Raw genomic sequence first — 15896 nt, 5'->3', positions numbered from 1 at the left:
CGGGGATGGCGGAGACTGGACGGCGTGATGGACGAAGACACCAGGTACGAAGCCGTGCGGAGCCGGGATGCCCGGTTCGACGGGGAGTTCTTCTTCGGGGTCGCCACGACCGGGATCTACTGCCGGCCCAGTTGCCCGGCCGTGACGCCGAAGCGGCGCAACGTGCGGTTCTTCGCGACGGCCGCCGCCGCGCAGGGCTCGGGGTTCCGGGCCTGCCGGCGGTGCCGTCCGGACGCCGTGCCGGGGTCGGCCGAGTGGAACGCGCGCGCCGATGTAGTCGGCCGCGCCATGCGGCTCATCGGCGACGGCGTCGTGGACCGCGAGGGTGTCGCCGGGCTCGCCGTGCGGCTCGGCTACAGCGCGCGGCAGGTCCAGCGGCAGCTCACCGCCGAACTCGGTGCCGGGCCGGTCGCCCTCGCCCGGGCCCAACGGGCGCACACCGCACGGGTGTTGGTGCAGACCACCGATCTGCCGATCACGGAGATCGCGTTCGCCGCCGGGTTCGCCAGCGTCCGCCAGTTCAACGACACGATCCGCGCCGTGTACGCGTCGACCCCGAGCGAGTTGCGGACGGCGAAGACGCCCCACGCGCCCAAGGCACCGGCGAAGGGCACCGGACCGTCCGCCGGAATCCCGTTGCGGCTCGCCCACCGGGGCCCGTACCAGTCCGCCGCCGTCTTCGACCTGCTCGCACGCGAGGCCGTCCCCGGCGTCGAGGAGATCACCGGCACCCCCGGCCGCCGCACCTACCGCCGTACCCTCCGCCTCCCCTACGGCACCGGAATCGTCGCCGTCGACGAGCGCCCCGGCGCCCTCAGGACCGCGCCCCCCGCCCACCCCGGCGGCTGGCTCGACGCCCGTCTGCACCTCACCGACCACCGCGACCTGACCACCGCCGTCCAGCGCCTACGACGACTCTTCGACCTGGACGCCGACCCGTACGCCGTCGACGAACGGCTCGGCGCCGATCCCCGGCTCGCCCCGCTCGTCGCCGCCCGACCCGGCCTGCGCTCACCGGGCACCGCCGACCCGGAGGAACTCGCCGTACGGGCGCTGGTCGGGCGGGCGGAGGCCGAGCGGCTGGTGCGGCGGTGCGGGAAGCTGTTGGACGCTCCCTCCGGCGGCCTCACCCACCTCTTCCCCGAGCCGTCCGCACTGGTGGACGCCGCCCCGGGCGAACCCCTGGCCGCCCTCGCCACCGCCCTGGCCGACGGCACGGTACGGCTCGACGCCGGCGTCGACCGGGACGACGCGGAGGAGGCCCTGCTCGCGCTGCCCGGCATGGGCGCCGACACCGTTGCCGTCATCCGTACCCGCGCCCTCGGCGACCCCGATGTGGCACCGCCCGGCGTTGACATTCCGGATGCGTGGCGTCCCTGGCGTTCGTACGCCGTACAGCACCTAGAGCATCTCGAACACGTACAACACCTGCGCACGGCAGGGGAGTTGGAGTCACGATGACTGTCCCGACGACCGACCCGACGGCCACCCGCTGGACGAGTTTCGACAGCCCCCTGGGCCAACTCCTCCTCACCGCCGACGAGTTCGGCGCTCTCACCTCCCTCTCCGTGCCCGGCCAGAAGGGTGGCCGTACCGTCCAGCCGGAGTGGCGGGAGGACCCCGGCCCCTTCCGCGCCGCCGGGGAGCAGCTCGCCGCCTACTTCGCCGGTGAACTCAAGGAATTCCAGCTGGAGTTCCGTACCTCCGGCACGGACTTCCGCGAGCGCGTGTGGACCGCCCTCGACTCCGTCCCGTACGGCGCGACGACGACGTACGGCGAGATCGCCGCGCGGATCGGCGCGCCCCGGGTCGCGGTCCGGGCCGTGGGCGGGGCGATCGGCGCCAATCCGTTGCTGGTCGTCCGGCCCTGCCATCGCGTGATCGGCGCCGACGGGGCGATGACGGGGTATGCGGGCGGGCTCGAACGCAAGGTGCAACTCCTCACGCTGGAGGACGCGTTGGGCTGAGTCAGTCCGTTCCCGGTTCCGTCTCCAGGCCCCAGCTGTGGATTCGCCGGGGATGGATACGGATCACCTCTTCGCTCATGTGCGGGCCCAACTCATGTGGCCCGACCAGGAGTTCGGCCTCGCCGCGGATGTCGATACCCCGTACCCTCCAGGGTCGGACGCTGACGATGTCGTCCACGACCAGCGCGACCTTCGGGTTCTCGCGCAGGTTGCGCCACTTCTTCGTCGTGCCCATCGCATAGCCGCCGACCAGGATCGTCCCGTCGGCCTGGGGGAAGAAGCCGACGGGGTTGGCCTGTGGCTGGCCCTGGGGATCGACGGTGGCGAGGCGGCCCAGTCGCTGTGAGGTGAGGTAGGCGCGCTCGGCCTCGGTGAATTCGGTCATGACCGCAGCCAAACACGCCTGCTCGCCGTGCGCATCGGCCTTCGGTCCCAGGCCTTACGCCTTATGCCCCACACCGGAGGGGGACGCGGGGCTCGGCGCCGGTGATGCTCCGCCGTCCGCCTGTCCCGGCGTGCCACGGTCGCCTTCTTTGTGGCTGGTGGGGAGAGGCGGAGCGCTCATGGTCGGGGCCGGACGGGTCGTCGTAGCACTGCTGGTGTGCGTGCTGGGAGCGGGAGTTGGGGAGGGTGCGGCGGCAGCCGAGGGACCGGCCGGTCGGGCGTCGGACACCTGGACCGGGACTTGGGAAGCCGCCCCCTCCGGTACCGCCCCGGCGCTGCCCGGCGCCTCCTTCCGCAACGTCGTTCACCTCAGTGTCGGCGGCAGCGCGGCCCGCGTCCGGCTCACCAACCGGCTCGGTACCTCTCCTCTTCGCCTCGACGCGGTGACCGTCGCCCTGCGGGAGGTGGGGCCGGACGCCGTGCCGGGGTCGATGTGGGTCGCCACCTTCGGCGGAGCGCGGTCGGTCACCATTCCGGTGGGGGAGGACCTCGTCAGTGATCCCGTTCCGCTCGCCGTGCCCGACGGGGCGGATCTGCTCGTCACGGTGCACACGCCCGACGACTCCGGTCCGGCGACCTACCACCGTGCGGCCGGGCAGACCAACTACCTTGCCCCGCAAGGGAATTGGGCCGCCGATGTCGACGGTTCCGCGTACACGGCGACCACCACCTCCTGGTACTACGTCACCGGTGTCGACGTCCTCGACGCCCCGGCGGCCGGCAGTGTCGTCGCCCTCGGCGACTCCCTCACCGACGGCAACGGCTCCACCCGGGACGCCAACCACCGCTGGCCCGACCGGCTCGCCGAACGTCTCGGCGCCCTGCCGTCGTACCGTCGCCTCGGTGTCCTCAACGCCGGTGTCTCCGGGAACCGGCTGCTGCGCGACGACGTAGGCCCGAGCGCGTTGTCCCGTCTCGACGCCGATGCCCTGTCGCGGTCGGGGGTGCGGGTGGTGATCCTCCTGGAGGGCATCAACGACATCAAGGGCACCCCGAACGCCACCGACCCCGCCGCCTTCGAGGACGCGTACCGCACCCTCGTGAGCCGGGCCCACGCGCACGGCATCCGCGTCATCGGCGCGACCCTCACCCCGTACGGCGGCAACAGCGGGTACACGGCCGCCCGCGAAGCCGTACGGCAGGAGATCAACGGCTTCATCCGTGGAGGCGGGCCCTTCGACGGGGTGGTCGACTTCGATGCCGCCGTCCGTGACCCGGAGCAGCCGCAGCGGATCCTGCCCGGGTACGACTGCGGTGATCACCTGCACTTCAACGACGCCGGTATGCGGGCGCTCGCCGACACGGTCGACCTCACCGCGCTCAGCTGAGGGTCAGCCCCAGATCACCGCGCCCACCCACGCCCCCATGATCAGCAGGCAGGTGAACAGTTCGGTCAGCACGCTGGAGCCGCCCGAGCGCATCGCCGTACGGAGGGAGGCCATGGCCTCGCCGTGGCGGCCCAGGCGCAGGCGTTCGTGGAGGTAGACGCCGGCCATGAAGCCGGGGATCGCGCCGACCACCGGGATCAGGACGAAGCCGAGGAGCGCGCCCGCTCCGGCGTACACGCCCATTCGGGGGGTCGCGCCGCTCGTGCGCAGGCGGCGGGGCGGGAGGGCCCAGCGCACCACCTGGGAGAGGAACAGGACGGCCGTGGCGCCCACGAGGACGCCCCAGGACACCGGCTGCGGGTCCTTCAGCGCCCACCACAGGACCGCGGCCCACACCAGCCACGACCCCGGCACTCCGGGCACCAAGACTCCGCACAGGCCGAGCAGGATGACGACGCCGACCAGGAGGAGTTCACCCACTCCCATCTGCCCAGCCTGCGGGATCCCGGGTGAAACCGCAGGTCAGGTACGGGCGACCCAGCCCCGTTCGTAGGCGTGCCAGCCCAGTTGCAGCCGGGTCGTGACGCCGGTCAGCTCCATCAGGCGCTTCACCCGGCGCTGGACCGTCCTGAGGCCCAGATCGAGCTGTTTCGCGACGCTGGCGTCGGTCAGGCCGGCCAGCAGCAGGGACAGCACCTCCAGGTCCGTGGTGTCGGGGCCGTCCGGGTTCTGCTCGGTGGCGCCGGAGGCGCCGAGGCGCAGCGGGAGGGCGTCCCGCCAGACCGACTCGAACAGTCCGCAGAGCAGCTCCAGCAGGCCGCTCGCGTGGACGACGAGCGCGGCCGGTTCCGCGGTGTGCGAGGTCAGCGGGACCATCGCGAGGGTCCGGTCGGCCACCACCAGCTTCGTCGGGACCTTGTCGACCACCCGTACCTGTTCGTCGCGGCCCAGTGCGGCGGTGAGTTCGGTGATGCCGTCCGGCTGGTCGAGTACGGCGCGTTCCAGGACGACCCGGTAGCGGACCCCGCGGTCGGCGGCCTGTTCCTCCGCGCCGTTCTCCATGCCGGTGACGGCGACCGGGGTCCCGGTGACCAGCGCGCAGACCTCCTCGGTCGCGCCGAGCTGGAGCTGGAGGAAGCGCTGGGTGACGGCCGCGGCGCCGATCACCACCTCCACCAGGTCGTGTACGGCGGGTTCGGCGGCGGTGGCGCGGTACTCCTCGGCGAGCAGCGCGGCGGCCAGTTCGGCCTTCTCCAGTTCGTGGCGCTGCTGGGTGAGCAGCGCGCCCAGGGCGACCCCGGGCGGGGCGGCGACCCAGCGGCCGGGGCGGGCCGAGGACTGGGCGGCGAGTCCGTGGTGTTCCAGGCGGCGCAGGGCGCGCTCGGTGTCGTACTCCCCGAGGGTCAGCCGTCGGGCGAGATCGGGCACGTCCGCGGCGCCGACGGACACCAGTGCCCGGTACGCCGACTCGTGTGCCTCGTCCAGGCCTATCGCTCCCAGCATCAGGTGTCGTCCCTCCCCGAAGACCCCATCGCGAGGGCCGTGGCGGGAAACAGCCACGGCGCGAACCCGCCTCGGCACATCATCGCCGTACCACCCGCCACTCTGCCAAGGTTGCGCCACTGGGGCATCAACTTCCGCCCGTAATGCCGGTATTGGGCCACCTTGGCCTGCGGGTTCGCGCGCGGCGGGTCATGGGGGAGACAGGCGCGAATCACAGGGGGGCTTCAGGAAAGCCGGTCACACTCGGGACCGGGCGGGCCGAACCGGCAACGGGATTCGGTCACTTGGGACGTGACCCGGGCCCATGTCGTGCGCCGGCACGCAGGGGAGTTGGGGCCGGGTCACTCAGTCGTCGCCGGGCGGTTCTCCCGTGGGGGGTGGGACCGTCCGGCGGCCTGTTCCGTCCTGTGATGCCCTGTGGTGCCGTGCGGCGGACGGGTGTTCGGTACGTCCTCCGACACGCCGTTCGAGAGGGCGTGCGCCCCCGATTTTCCGGACGCCCCGTTTCCAACTGGCCTGTGCGGTGGACAATTAGGGGCATGAGCCAGCAGGGGGGAACGCCGACCGGTCACGAGGACGACTGGTGGAGCCAGCTGTACGACGACACCGCGGAGGACACGGGGCCCACGGCCGCGGGCGACTCCGTCGACGACCGGTTCGCTTCGGCGGCGGGGACAGTGGGGGTACCTCCGGCGGATGAGCGGGAGGGTTCGGTGGGGGTGCCTCCGGCGGGTGAGGGGGCGCGGCCGGTGGGGGTGCCTTCTGCGGACGAGGGGGCGCGTTCGGTGAGGGTGCCTTCGGCGGACGAAGGGGCGCCGCCGGTGGGGATGTCTTCGGCGGGTGAGGGGGCGCGTTCGGTGGGGCCGGGTGTTCCGGGGCCCCGGGCGGGTGGCGAACCTGGCTCCGAGCCGCCTGCTGGTACGGGTTTCGTCTCCCCGGGTGCTTCCTGGGAGCCGTCGGCCGGTGCGCCTCCGGTGCCGGGAGGTGGTGTTGGCGCGGATGTGTACGGCGAGCCTCCGTTGTTCCGGCCGGTGGCTCCTGCCGCTCCTGGCGATGGGGCGTCGCCGTCTGCGGTTCCGGGGGATGCGGGCGCGGATTCTTACGCCGAGCCTCCGTTGTTCAGGCCCGTGGCCCCCGCCGCCCCAGGGGAGCAGGCTCCGCCTGTCTCGCCCCGGCAGGGCCTCCATGGGGACACGCAGCCCGACCTCCCGTCGGCAGCCCCGCAGCGGGCGGCCGATGAGGAGTTCCCGCCCGTTCGTCCGCAGCCAGCCGTTCCCGCACCGCCTGCCGACAGTCCCGCCGCCGCTCCGGAGGATCTCCGCCCGGACGGTCTGTCGGCCCCGCAGCCGACGGCCCTTCCCGTACGCCCTACCGTGAGTCCCGCCTCCGCGTCGAGGGACTCGCGTCCGGAGGTTCCGGGATCGTACGCGCAGTCGTCGGCTGTTCCCGTACCCCCTACCGACAGTCCCGCCGTCGCGCCGAAGGACCCGCGTCCGGAAGGCCCGGGACCGTACCCGCCGCCCCCAGTCGCCCCCGCCGCAGCTCCCCAGCCCCTCCGCCCGGAGCGCCCGTTCGACCCGCGCCCCTACCCCCAGCCTCCAGCCGCTGCCCCACCCCTCGCTGACAACTCCCGCCCCTACCCGCACACTCCAGGCGCCCCCCAACCCCTCCCGCTAGCCCCACCCCCCAACCTCCCCGCCCTCGCCCCGCCGCCACCCACCCCCCTCACCGTCGACTACGTAGGCTCCGGACCCCCCACCTACGACGCCGAGCCCACCGCCCTTCCGCTCGCGGACCCGGATGAGCTCGACGATCTGGTCGCGGACACCGTGTTGGACGGGGCGCGGTACGGGGCGAGCACGATCAGGGCGGCTTCCGTGCGGGGGGACTCCGCGCGGTTCAGGGGGGAGCCGCGGCGGGACTCGTTGCTGACGGCGCGGTTCGGGGTCGGGGAGCAGGCGTTGGTGCTGGTGGCGATGGCTACCGGGGCCCGGGCCACGCCGGGGGCGCATCGGGCCGCCGCCGAGGCCTGTGACTGGATCGCGCGGGCCGTGGGGCGGAGTCACGCACGGCTCTCCGAGGACATAAGGGCTGCTCGGCGCGGGGACCTGAAGTCGGGGCTGCACCGGCTCACGGACCGCAGTCTCGGCAAGCTCCGCGCCAGCGCCGCCGAACAGGGCATCGATCCGGAGGAGTACTCGGCCGGGCTGCGGTGTCTGCTCCTGCCCGCGCAACCGGAGTGCCGTACCCGCGTCTTCTTCGGGGTCGGGCCCGGTGGGCTGTTTCGGCTGCGCGATGGCGAGTGGCAGGACATCGAGCCCACCGTCGGGGACCTGAGCGGCGAGGCCGTCGTCGGGTTCGGGTCGCAGCCCGCCGAGACGCCCGAGGGGGACCGGCTCACCATGGATCTTGGGATTCCGACGCCTCCGAGCCCGTACGAACCCGCCCCCGAGCCGCCCCGTGAGCCCTTCCGCTTCCGTGCCTCCGTCGCCCGCCCCGGCGACACGCTGTTGATGTGCACCGGCGGGCTCGCCGAGCCCCTCCGTGGCGAGCCCGAGCTGTCCGCGCATCTGGCGGGGCGGTGGTCCGGGTCCACCCCGCCCGGTCTCGCCGCCTTCCTCGCCGACACCCAAGTGCGGGTCAAGGGTTATGCCGATGACCGCACGGCGGCCGCCGTTTGGGAGGCGTGAGTGCCCGGGCTGTGAATTCATGGAACCCAGAGGGATCCGTAGGACACAGGAAACCGAAGGGCACACGAGAATCATGGCCAAGCAGAACGTTGCCGAACAGTTCGTCGACATCCTCGTCCGCGCCGGAGTCAAGCGCCTCTACGGCGTCGTCGGCGACAGCCTCAACCCGGTCGTCGACGCCATCCGCCGCAATTCGGCGATCGACTGGATCCACGTACGGCACGAGGAGACCGCCGCCTTCGCCGCCGGCGCCGAAGCCCAGATAACCGGGAAGCTCGCGGCCTGCGCCGGCTCCTGCGGCCCAGGCAACCTGCATCTCATCAACGGCCTCTACGACGCCCACCGCTCCATGGCCCCGGTCCTCGCCCTCGCCTCGCAGATCCCGTCGAGCGAGATCGGCCTCGGGTACTTCCAGGAGACCCACCCCGACCGGCTCTTCCAGGAGTGCAGTCACTACAGCGAACTCATCTCCAACCCGAAGCAGATGCCCCGGCTCCTCCAGACCGCCATCCAGCATGCTGTCGGGCAGAGCGGCGTCAGCGTCGTCTCGCTCCCGGGCGACATCGCCTCCGAGCCCGCGCCGGACAAGGCCGCCGAGACCGCCCTCGTCACCTCCCGGCCCTCCGTCCGGCCCGGCGACGCCGAGATCGAGAAGCTCGTCGAGATGATCGACGCGGCGGAGAAGGTCACCCTGTTCTGCGGCAGCGGCACCGCCGGCGCGCACGCCGAGGTCATGGAGTTCGCAGGGAAGATCAAGTCCCCGATCGGACACGCCCTGCGCGGCAAGGAGTGGATTCAGTACGACAACCCGTACGACGTGGGGATGAGTGGGTTGCTCGGCTACGGCGCCGCCTACGAGGCCACCCACGAGTGCGACCTGCTCATCCTCATCGGCACCGACTTCCCGTACAACGCCTTCCTCCCCGACGACGTGAAGATCGCCCAGATCGACGTACGGCCCGAACACCTCGGCCGGCGCTCGAAGTTGGACCTCGCGGTGTGGGGCGACGCGAAGGAGACGCTGCGCTGTCTCACCCCGCGGGTGAAGCCGAAGGGGGACCGGAAGTTCCTCGACCGGATGCTCAAGAAGCACGCCGACGCGCTGGAAGGTGTCGTCAAGGCGTACACGCGGAAGGTCGAGAAGCACGTCCCGATCCATCCGGAGTACGTGGCCGCTGTCGTCGATGAACTGGCTGACGAGGACGCTGTGTTCACCGTCGACACGGGCATGTGCAATGTGTGGGCCGCTCGCTACATCACGCCCAATGGGCGCCGCCGCATCATCGGTTCGTTCTCGCACGGCTCGATGGCGAACGCGCTGCCGATGGCGATCGGCGCCCAGTTCACCGACACCGAACGCCAGGTCGTCTCGATGTCCGGTGACGGCGGATTCTCCATGCTGATGGGCGACTTCCTCACCCTCGTCCAGTACGACCTGCCGGTGAAGGTCGTACTGTTCAACAACTCCTCCCTGGGAATGGTCGAGTTGGAGATGCTGGTCGCCGGACTCCCGTCGTACGGCACCACCAACAAGAACCCCGACTTCGCCGCCGTGGCCCGCGCGTGCGGTGCCTACGGGGTGCGGGTCGAGAAGCCCAAGGACCTCGAAGGCGCCCTGAAGGCAGCGTTCAAGCACAACGGGCCTGCCCTCGTCGACGTGGTCACCGACCCCAACGCCCTGTCCATCCCGCCGAAGATCAGCGCCGAGATGGTCACCGGGTTCGCGCTGTCGGCTTCAAAGATCGTGCTGGACGGGGGAGTTGGGCGGATGTTGCAGATGGCCCGCTCCAACATCCGCAACATGCCCCGCCCTTGACCGCACCGGCCTCACCCGACTGTCCTCAGCTGATCGGGGTCCAGCCGTGCTCGCCGTACCAGTAGTGCGGCAGGCCCTTGATCGGGCTGGTGCGGAACGGCTTGCCGTGGTCGTCGACGCGGAGCGAGCCGGTGCGGCCCTGGGAGGACCAGTCCAGCTCCAGGTACCAGCGGCAGTCGCAGGTCCCGGTGCGGGCCTTGACCAGCAGGACCTCCGGGTCCGTGGCCGAGACCCGGTACGGCAGGTGCACCGCCGGGACCGCCCTGCCCATGTCGCCGCCCGGCTCCGGGCGGACCAGGGGGCGGTGGGCGTCCAGGTTCACGCCGAAGTAGCGCGGGGAGATGTCCCCGCCGCAGCCCCGGGCCATCGAGTAGGCGGTGCCCGGGGCGGGTGCCGTACGGCCGACGACCCGGACCCGAAGTGCCGTCAGGACCACGGCCGTTGAGCTCCGGCCCTGCACCGAGATCTCCACGTTCGTCTGCCCGCCGTGCACCGCGTGCTGGGTCGCCGCCCAGACCCCGGCGTCCTGCTGGACCGGGGGCGGCGGCACGTCCTTCGGCGACTTGTCGATGACATAGTCGTGGTCGCAGCCGATCTCCCAGACCTGGGAGTCGGCGGTCCAGGTGAGGGGAGTGGGGAGGGCGGACGGCGAGGTCTTGGTCGTGGCCCCGGTGTTGGTCCCGGCCCCGGAGCCCACGCCGGCCCCGGACCTGGCCGTGTCGTGCGTGGACACCGCCGACAGGGTGCCCCACACCGCGAGCACCGCGCACACCGCGGCGGCGGTGAGCGGGAGACGCCGTCGGTACCAGGGCGAGCGGGCGGCGGGCTCAGGAGCCGCGTCCGGTGCCGGAACGGGAACCGGGACCTGCACTGGACCCGGGACCTGCGCTGGAACCGGGCCCTGCACTGGACCCAGGACCTGCGCTGGAACCGGACTCTCCACCGGCGGCTTCACCAGCGGCTCCGCCTCCCGCCTCCGCTGTCGCGCCGCCACCGCCAGGATCCAGTACCGGTGCAGCGCCAGCCGTTCCTCCGGTGTCGCCCCGCACAGTGCCGCGAAGCGCTCCACGGGCGCGAAGTCGAGGGGCACCGCCTCGCCCACGCAGTAGCGGTGCAGGGTCGAGGCGTTCATGTTCAGGCGGCGGGCCAACTGGCTGTAGCTACGGTCCGTGCGTGCCTTCAGGCGCCGTAGCAGCGCCGCGAACTCCTCGACGTCCTTGTCGTTGGCCTCACCCGACACCCTTGCTCCCGTGCGTGTCGCGTCCCAGGACGGCATCCCAGGGACTCCATATACCAGGAGGTCAGGAGGGGTGGGACGGTTCCACCGTTGCGGGGTCCGTGTCGGTCATTGCGGTCGCCGGCGCCGTACGCCGAAGCTCGGTGCGACCACAGCACGGCACCGACCCGAACGGGGAAACACACGTGAACAGCAAGAAGGCCACGCGCCGCACCGCCCTCGCCGCCGGCCTCGCCCTCGCCCTCGGGCTGGGTGTGGCGGCCCAGGCCTCCGCCGGTGCCCCGCGCACCGTGAGCGGCTCGCCGGACGACAACATCACCCGTATCGCCGACTTCTACGGCGCCTACATCGACGCCGAGAGCGACCTCGACAGCGGCGGCGGCAAGCTCGCCACGGAGCTGCGCGACTACTACCTCACCCCGGCCTACCTGAAGGAGCTGAAGGCCTGGGAGGCGAAGAACCACGCGGACGGCGTCCTCCAGGCGCAGAACACGCCCATGAGCTGGAAGGTCACGGACAACGGCACCGCCGACTACACCGAGGCCGCGATCACCCTGACGTGGGGCGGCGGCGACACCACCAAGCTGATCGTCGACATGACCCGCACGACCCACAAGATCGTCCACATCGGCACCAAGGGAATCGGCGGCAAGTAGGCCCCGTAGAGGAGCCGTTCGCGGTTCCTGAGCGGCTGATTCCGGCCAGTTTCGCGGAGCGTGGGTCTCGGGGGAGGTCCGGGGGGACCAGCCGCCCCACGCCTTCGCGGACTACGGCCGGATCGGCGGCCGCGCATCGGCAGTCGGGTCGATCGCCGGTGGTCAGGACGTCATGGGGTGTCTGGTCCCGACGCCGGGAGCCACGGCAACCCGGAGGGGAACGCCCCGACCGCCCCACCCGGGCCGCATGCTCCGTACGGTGGCCGTTCGACCGTACGGACAGCATCGCCCCCGAATCCTCCGCCCCGCGGGACCCGGCGCAACTGTGGCCGAACACCCGGTCGTTGACCCTTCGACATGACTGCCCTGTTCCCGACGAGGGCATGGATCCCCGTGAACGTGTTCGAGCAGGAGGGAACCGGAAACCGGCGTGCAGGCGGGGGTCATGAAAAGGCAAGCACGAGGGGGCGGTCCCATGGCGATCGGGGCCTCCTCGGCGAAAGCGGCGGAGGACAAGGCCGACAGCGCGACGGAACCGGCGCAGCCGCCTCAACTGAGGCGCAGACTCGGACGCGCGGACCTGCGGGCGGTGCCCGAGGCGCGCAGAGCGTTGCGTGAACTGCTACGGCACTGGGGGAGGCCGGGACGATCCGAGATAGCGGAGCTGCTCACGAGTGAACTCGTCACCAACGCGCTGATCCACACCGACCACGACGCCGTGCTCACGGCGACCGTCGGACCCCGTGGACTGCGCGTGGAGGTACGGGACTTCGTGGCCCGCAGGCCCCGACTGCGCGTACCGGACGCCGACGACGGTACGCACGGGCGGGGCCTGGTCCTGGTGCAGTCCCTCGCGGACGCCTGGGGAGTGTCGGCCCACGGGGTGGGCAAGTCCGTCTGGTTCGAGCTGGATTCGGACGCGGCATGAGCAACGGGACGGGCCCGGCATGAGCAACGGGACGGGGGCGGTGTCCAGTTGGACTCCGCCCCCGTCCCGATGTCGCCCGGTCCCGGATCAGGTACTCAGCCCTCGGCTCAGCCGAACTGCTGCTCCAGGTCCTTGAGCTTGCGCTCCAGGGAGTCGAGACGCGGCAGGGCCATCGTGTCGTCCTCGGCGGTGAGGTCGACGGTTATCGGGTCAGATGCCCCGCGGACTGGCTGGAGTGAGGGACGCGTGCGAACCGGCAGCTGTTCCGGCGTCGATAGAGCAGGCTCCGCGGATGCTTGACCGGAGCCGCGCTCCAGGGCCTGCGGTTCCGACGACCGGCCGCCGCCCCGTCCCATGAGGCCGCGCTGGCCCCGGCTTATGGCCTTGAGCTGGGCCCGCTCGATGCGCTGCTGGTCGCGGCGGCGCAGTCGGGTCTCCTCCTTCTTCGCCTTGTCCTCGCGCACCTCGTCGACCGCCTCGTCCAGGCTGCGCACGTTCTCCAGGAGCATCAGCGACCAGGCGCTGTAGGTCTCGCGGGGGGCCCGCAGCCAGCGGACGATACGGATCTGCGGCAGCGGACGCGGCACCAGACCCTGCTCGCGCAGCGCGGCCCGTCGGGTCTGCTTCAGCGCGCGGTCGAAGAGAACCGCGGCCGACAGCGACATGCCGGAGAAGAACTGCGGAGCGCCCGCGTGCTCGATGCCCCTGGGCGCGTGCACCCAGTTGAACCAGGCGGCCGCGGCCGCGAACGTCCACACCAGTATGCGCGAGCCGAGGGCCGCGTCACCGTGGCTGGCCTCACGCACGGCGAGGACGGAGCAGAACATGGCCGCGCCGTCGAGGCCGAACGGGACGAGGTACTCCCAGCCGTCGGTGAGGCCGAGGTTCTCCTGGCCGAAGCCGACCAGTCCGTGGAAGGAGAGTGCCGCGGCGACCGCCGCACAGCAGAACAGGAGGACGTAGGAGGCGATGCCGTATATGGCCTCCTTGCGCCTGCGGCGCTCCTCCGTGCGCTCCCACGAGTCGTCTTTCGCGTGCTCCCCGCCGGACCGCTTGCTCCGCGCGAGCACCGCAACCGCCGCCAGCATGCCCAGGAGCAGTACGGCGCCGGGAAGCAGCCAGTTAAGCGATATGTCGGTCAGTCTCATCTGGGGTCCCTTGCATTGGGATAGGGCGTAACGCCCGCCATAGTGGCCCAATCCCAACGGCCCTCAGGCGTTTTCGGGGCAAGAGGCCGCCAAGGAGGTGCAAGGGAATGCCCAGGGCGGCTTTCTGCTCGAACTGCCGCTTGAGGGGCGGGAGTTGAGTTCGAATAAGACTACCCGTACGGGTGGTTCCACGGAAAGTTCCTGCGGCAAGTGAGGAAGTTGTGAAGCACCTGTGACCGGACGGACGCCTTGTTCGCGGCTGATCCTAGCGGGCCCCGAGTGGGGCCTGTGACTGAGGGTCCCTCAACTCACTGCCGTGGCCAGCAGCTTGGTGACCCGCTCCGTCTCGCAGGTGCGCGGACAGGTCGCGCACGCGTCCTCGGCGTCCAGCGTGTAGTACATACAGCAACTGGCCCGGTCCCGGGTGGACAGCGGCTCGCCGTTCGGCCCGGTCACCTCACGGAACGCGGCCGAACCGACGTACGGCTTGGTCGCGCCCGGCAGCAGCCGCTCCAACTCCCGTACGGCCCGCGGCTGTTCGCCGAAGAGGTCGGCGACGTACCAGATGCCCTCGACGACCTCGTCGGTCGCCATGCCCCACAGAGCGCGGCCCCGCCGGCGCATCCGCGGGCCGAAGCCGGCCAGGACGGGTTCCATGTGCTCGGCGACCGCGGCCCGCACCTCGGCCCGCAGTGCCTCCTCGTCGGCGACCACCCGGGCCCCGGGCAGCAGCGCGGCCGGGTCGCCGGGCAGGCAGGCGAAGGAGTCGGTACGGACGGCCAGCCGACCCATGTCGAAGCACTCGGCCGTGCGGTCGTAGGAGACGTGGGTCACGGGGAGGCGGGGGACGCGGCGGTGGAGGAACCACGGGACGGTGAACAGGAGGACGACCGGCCAGGCGTAGCGGTGCAGGCCGAAGGTGGCTATCACGTCCGGGCGGCCGCGGCGGCCGTGGTCGCGCAGGACCTGGGCGTCGTCCCGGGCCAGGAACGCCTCCAGGCCTTCGCCGCCCTCCGCGAGTGCGGCTGCCGAGATCCAGCCGCCGCCGGTCGGGGTGGGTTGTTCCGGGGTGAGTTCGGTGATCGCGAGCCCGGGGATGACCTCGGTGAGGCGGGCGTACGAGTCCGCTACGGCCGAAGAAGGCAAGGGCATGCCGGGACCACCGATTCGCCGTTGGTTTAAAGGTAAGGCTTACCTTACCCATCACCTCGGTAATTTGAACTAGTCCGATCTGCGCCTAAGGTGCTTGACGGACGAGTAACAAGACGCCGTAATGACCCCAAGTACCGACACGTCCGGAGGAGGACCCGTGAAGCAGGGCGCGCAGGGCTCCGCCGGGACCGGCATTCCGGACGCGGCCGCCCGGGGGGCCCGGGTGCCGCCGCAGCAGAGCGCCGCCGACGTGGACCGGGATCGGGGCCGGGGCCTCGCGGACGGCAGCGGTGACGTGCGCGGTGAGCACACGCACAGCGAGACGCCGATCCCGCGCCCCCGTCAGGTCCTCCAGCGGCCCTCCGTGCGCGGTCAGATACTGGACGCGCTGCGCACCGCGCTCGTCGGCGGGGAGCTGACCCCGGGCGAGGTCTACTCCGCGCCCGCGCTCGGCGACCGGTTCGGCGTCTCCGCGACCCCCGTGCGCGAGGCCATGCAGCAGCTCGCCACCGAGGGGGCCGTCGAGGTCGTGCCGAACCGGGGCTTCCGGGTGATCGAGCGGGGCGCCCGTGAACTCGCCGAACTGGCCGAGATCCGGGCCCTGATCGAGGTGCCGGTGATGCTCCGGCTCGCCCGTACCGTGCCCGCCGCCCGCTGGGCCGATCTGCGTCCGCTGGCCGAGGGGGCCGTGCGCGCCGCGTCCTCCGGGTGCCGGGCGACGTACGCGGAGTCCGACCGGGCCTTCCACCGCGCGGTGCTCGCCCTCGCCGGCAACGAACAGCTCGTCCAGATCGCCGAGGACCTGCACCGGCGCGCCCAGTGGCCGCTGGTCGGCGGTCCCGTCACGCGCGGGCGGGCCGACCTGGTCGCGGACGCGGCCGAACACCTCGCGCTCCTCGACGCGTTGGCCGCGGGGGAGTGGGACGTGGTGCGGTCCCTGGTGCAGGAGCACTTCGCGGGATCGGCGTGATCTCGAATATGTGACTCCGGTCACGAGCGGGTCCGGGTCCGGCCACTGGGGTCCCCG

The 15896-nt window shown here is 71.8% G+C and carries 14 protein-coding genes; 8 read left to right on the top strand and 6 right to left on the bottom strand.

Features of this window, described 5'->3' with window-relative positions; translation table 11 throughout:
- Positions 1-27 precede the first annotated feature (27 nt).
- Together OG194_RS09400 and OG194_RS09395 are read left to right on the top strand one after the other, a co-directional pair.
- Complete coding sequence (locus OG194_RS09400; RefSeq protein WP_327407025.1) at positions 28-1461, top strand: DNA-3-methyladenine glycosylase 2 family protein; 1434 nt, start codon at positions 28-30, stop codon at positions 1459-1461.
- Positions 1458-1967 carry a methylated-DNA--[protein]-cysteine S-methyltransferase gene (locus OG194_RS09395; protein WP_327400394.1) on the top strand — a complete coding sequence of 170 codons (510 nt, stop codon included), beginning with the start codon at positions 1458-1460 and terminating at the stop codon, positions 1965-1967. Before OG194_RS09400 ends, OG194_RS09395 begins: the two co-directional genes overlap by 4 nt.
- Position 1968: 1 nt before the next feature.
- Here the strand turns inward: OG194_RS09395 and OG194_RS09390 are convergent, their stop codons facing one another.
- Positions 1969-2352 (bottom strand): PPOX class F420-dependent oxidoreductase, encoded by a 384-nt coding sequence (locus tag OG194_RS09390; protein WP_327400393.1) that lies wholly within the window; start codon positions 2350-2352, stop codon positions 1969-1971.
- A 178-nt stretch (positions 2353-2530) separates the two neighbouring features.
- Here OG194_RS09390 and OG194_RS09385 point away from each other — a divergent pair, with 178 nt between their 5' ends.
- Entirely contained in the window at positions 2531-3739 is a 1209-nt protein-coding gene (locus OG194_RS09385; protein WP_327400392.1) for an SGNH/GDSL hydrolase family protein, read from the top strand.
- A 3-nt stretch (positions 3740-3742) separates the two neighbouring features.
- Here OG194_RS09385 and OG194_RS09380 read toward each other — a convergent pair whose 3' ends face one another.
- Both OG194_RS09380 and OG194_RS09375 read right to left on the bottom strand, forming a co-directional pair.
- Positions 3743-4225, bottom strand: a complete 483-nt coding sequence (locus OG194_RS09380) for a DUF456 domain-containing protein (RefSeq protein ID WP_327400391.1) — start codon at positions 4223-4225, stop codon at positions 3743-3745.
- 36 nt (positions 4226-4261) lie between these two features.
- Positions 4262-5242, bottom strand: a complete 981-nt coding sequence (locus tag OG194_RS09375; protein WP_327400390.1) for a helix-turn-helix transcriptional regulator — start codon at positions 5240-5242, stop codon at positions 4262-4264.
- Positions 5243-5781: 539 nt separating this feature from the next.
- Here OG194_RS09375 and OG194_RS47620 point away from each other — a divergent pair.
- Positions 5782-7932: a protein phosphatase 2C domain-containing protein gene (locus OG194_RS47620; protein ID WP_442811517.1), complete on the top strand. Its 2151-nt coding sequence runs from the start codon at positions 5782-5784 to the stop codon at positions 7930-7932.
- Between the two features lie 73 nt (positions 7933-8005).
- Entirely contained in the window at positions 8006-9748 is a 1743-nt protein-coding gene (locus tag OG194_RS09365; protein ID WP_327400389.1) for a pyruvate dehydrogenase, read from the top strand.
- Between the two features lie 25 nt (positions 9749-9773).
- Here OG194_RS09365 and OG194_RS09360 read toward each other — a convergent pair whose 3' ends face one another.
- The gene (locus tag OG194_RS09360) at positions 9774-11024 is read right to left on the bottom strand and encodes a helix-turn-helix domain-containing protein (RefSeq protein ID WP_327400388.1); all 1251 of its coding nucleotides are present in this window, start codon (positions 11022-11024) and stop codon (positions 9774-9776) included.
- Positions 11025-11170: 146 nt separating this feature from the next.
- Here OG194_RS09360 and OG194_RS09355 point away from each other — a divergent pair, with 146 nt between their 5' ends.
- Positions 11171-11641: a hypothetical protein gene (locus OG194_RS09355; protein ID WP_327400387.1), complete on the top strand. Its 471-nt coding sequence runs from the start codon at positions 11171-11173 to the stop codon at positions 11639-11641.
- A gap of 475 nt (positions 11642-12116) precedes the next feature.
- Complete coding sequence (locus tag OG194_RS09350) at positions 12117-12569, top strand: ATP-binding protein (protein ID WP_327400386.1); 453 nt, start codon at positions 12117-12119, stop codon at positions 12567-12569.
- 107 nt (positions 12570-12676) lie between these two features.
- Here OG194_RS09350 and OG194_RS09345 read toward each other — a convergent pair whose 3' ends face one another.
- Together OG194_RS09345 and OG194_RS09340 are read right to left on the bottom strand one after the other, a co-directional pair.
- The gene (locus OG194_RS09345; RefSeq protein WP_327400385.1) at positions 12677-13717 is read right to left on the bottom strand and encodes a DUF2637 domain-containing protein; all 1041 of its coding nucleotides are present in this window, start codon (positions 13715-13717) and stop codon (positions 12677-12679) included.
- Between the two features lie 303 nt (positions 13718-14020).
- Positions 14021-14869: a (2Fe-2S)-binding protein gene (locus tag OG194_RS09340; protein WP_327400384.1), complete on the bottom strand. Its 849-nt coding sequence runs from the start codon at positions 14867-14869 to the stop codon at positions 14021-14023.
- A 157-nt stretch (positions 14870-15026) separates the two neighbouring features.
- Between OG194_RS09340 and OG194_RS09335 the strand changes: the two genes are divergently transcribed.
- Positions 15027-15839 carry a GntR family transcriptional regulator gene (locus OG194_RS09335; protein ID WP_327400383.1) on the top strand — a complete coding sequence of 271 codons (813 nt, stop codon included), beginning with the start codon at positions 15027-15029 and terminating at the stop codon, positions 15837-15839.
- Positions 15840-15896 lie beyond the last annotated feature (57 nt).

Origin of the sequence: Streptomyces sp. NBC_01288, from assembly GCF_035982055.1 — a bacterium.
GTDB lineage: Bacteria > Actinomycetota > Actinomycetes > Streptomycetales > Streptomycetaceae > Streptomyces.
Note: the sequence above shows the minus strand (reverse complement) of the source record. Positions and strands in the feature narration are given on the sequence as shown.

Coding starts and splice junctions, on each gene's coding strand:
- OG194_RS09380 (WP_327400391.1), bottom strand. CDS start 4,225: ATGGGAGTGGGTGAACTCCTCCTGGTCGGCGTCGTCATCCTGCTCGGC.
- OG194_RS09340 (WP_327400384.1), bottom strand. CDS start 14,869: ATGCCCTTGCCTTCTTCGGCCGTAGCGGACTCGTACGCCCGCCTCACC.
- OG194_RS09385 (WP_327400392.1), top strand. CDS start 2,531: ATGGTCGGGGCCGGACGGGTCGTCGTAGCACTGCTGGTGTGCGTGCTG.
- OG194_RS09375 (WP_327400390.1), bottom strand. CDS start 5,242: ATGCTGGGAGCGATAGGCCTGGACGAGGCACACGAGTCGGCGTACCGG.
- OG194_RS09345 (WP_327400385.1), bottom strand. CDS start 13,717: ATGAGACTGACCGACATATCGCTTAACTGGCTGCTTCCCGGCGCCGTA.
- OG194_RS09400 (WP_327407025.1), top strand. CDS start 28: ATGGACGAAGACACCAGGTACGAAGCCGTGCGGAGCCGGGATGCCCGG.
- OG194_RS09365 (WP_327400389.1), top strand. CDS start 8,006: ATGGCCAAGCAGAACGTTGCCGAACAGTTCGTCGACATCCTCGTCCGC.
- OG194_RS47620 (WP_442811517.1), top strand. CDS start 5,782: ATGAGCCAGCAGGGGGGAACGCCGACCGGTCACGAGGACGACTGGTGG.
- OG194_RS09395 (WP_327400394.1), top strand. CDS start 1,458: ATGACTGTCCCGACGACCGACCCGACGGCCACCCGCTGGACGAGTTTC.
- OG194_RS09360 (WP_327400388.1), bottom strand. CDS start 11,024: ATGCCGTCCTGGGACGCGACACGCACGGGAGCAAGGGTGTCGGGTGAG.
- OG194_RS09390 (WP_327400393.1), bottom strand. CDS start 2,352: ATGACCGAATTCACCGAGGCCGAGCGCGCCTACCTCACCTCACAGCGA.
- OG194_RS09350 (WP_327400386.1), top strand. CDS start 12,117: ATGGCGATCGGGGCCTCCTCGGCGAAAGCGGCGGAGGACAAGGCCGAC.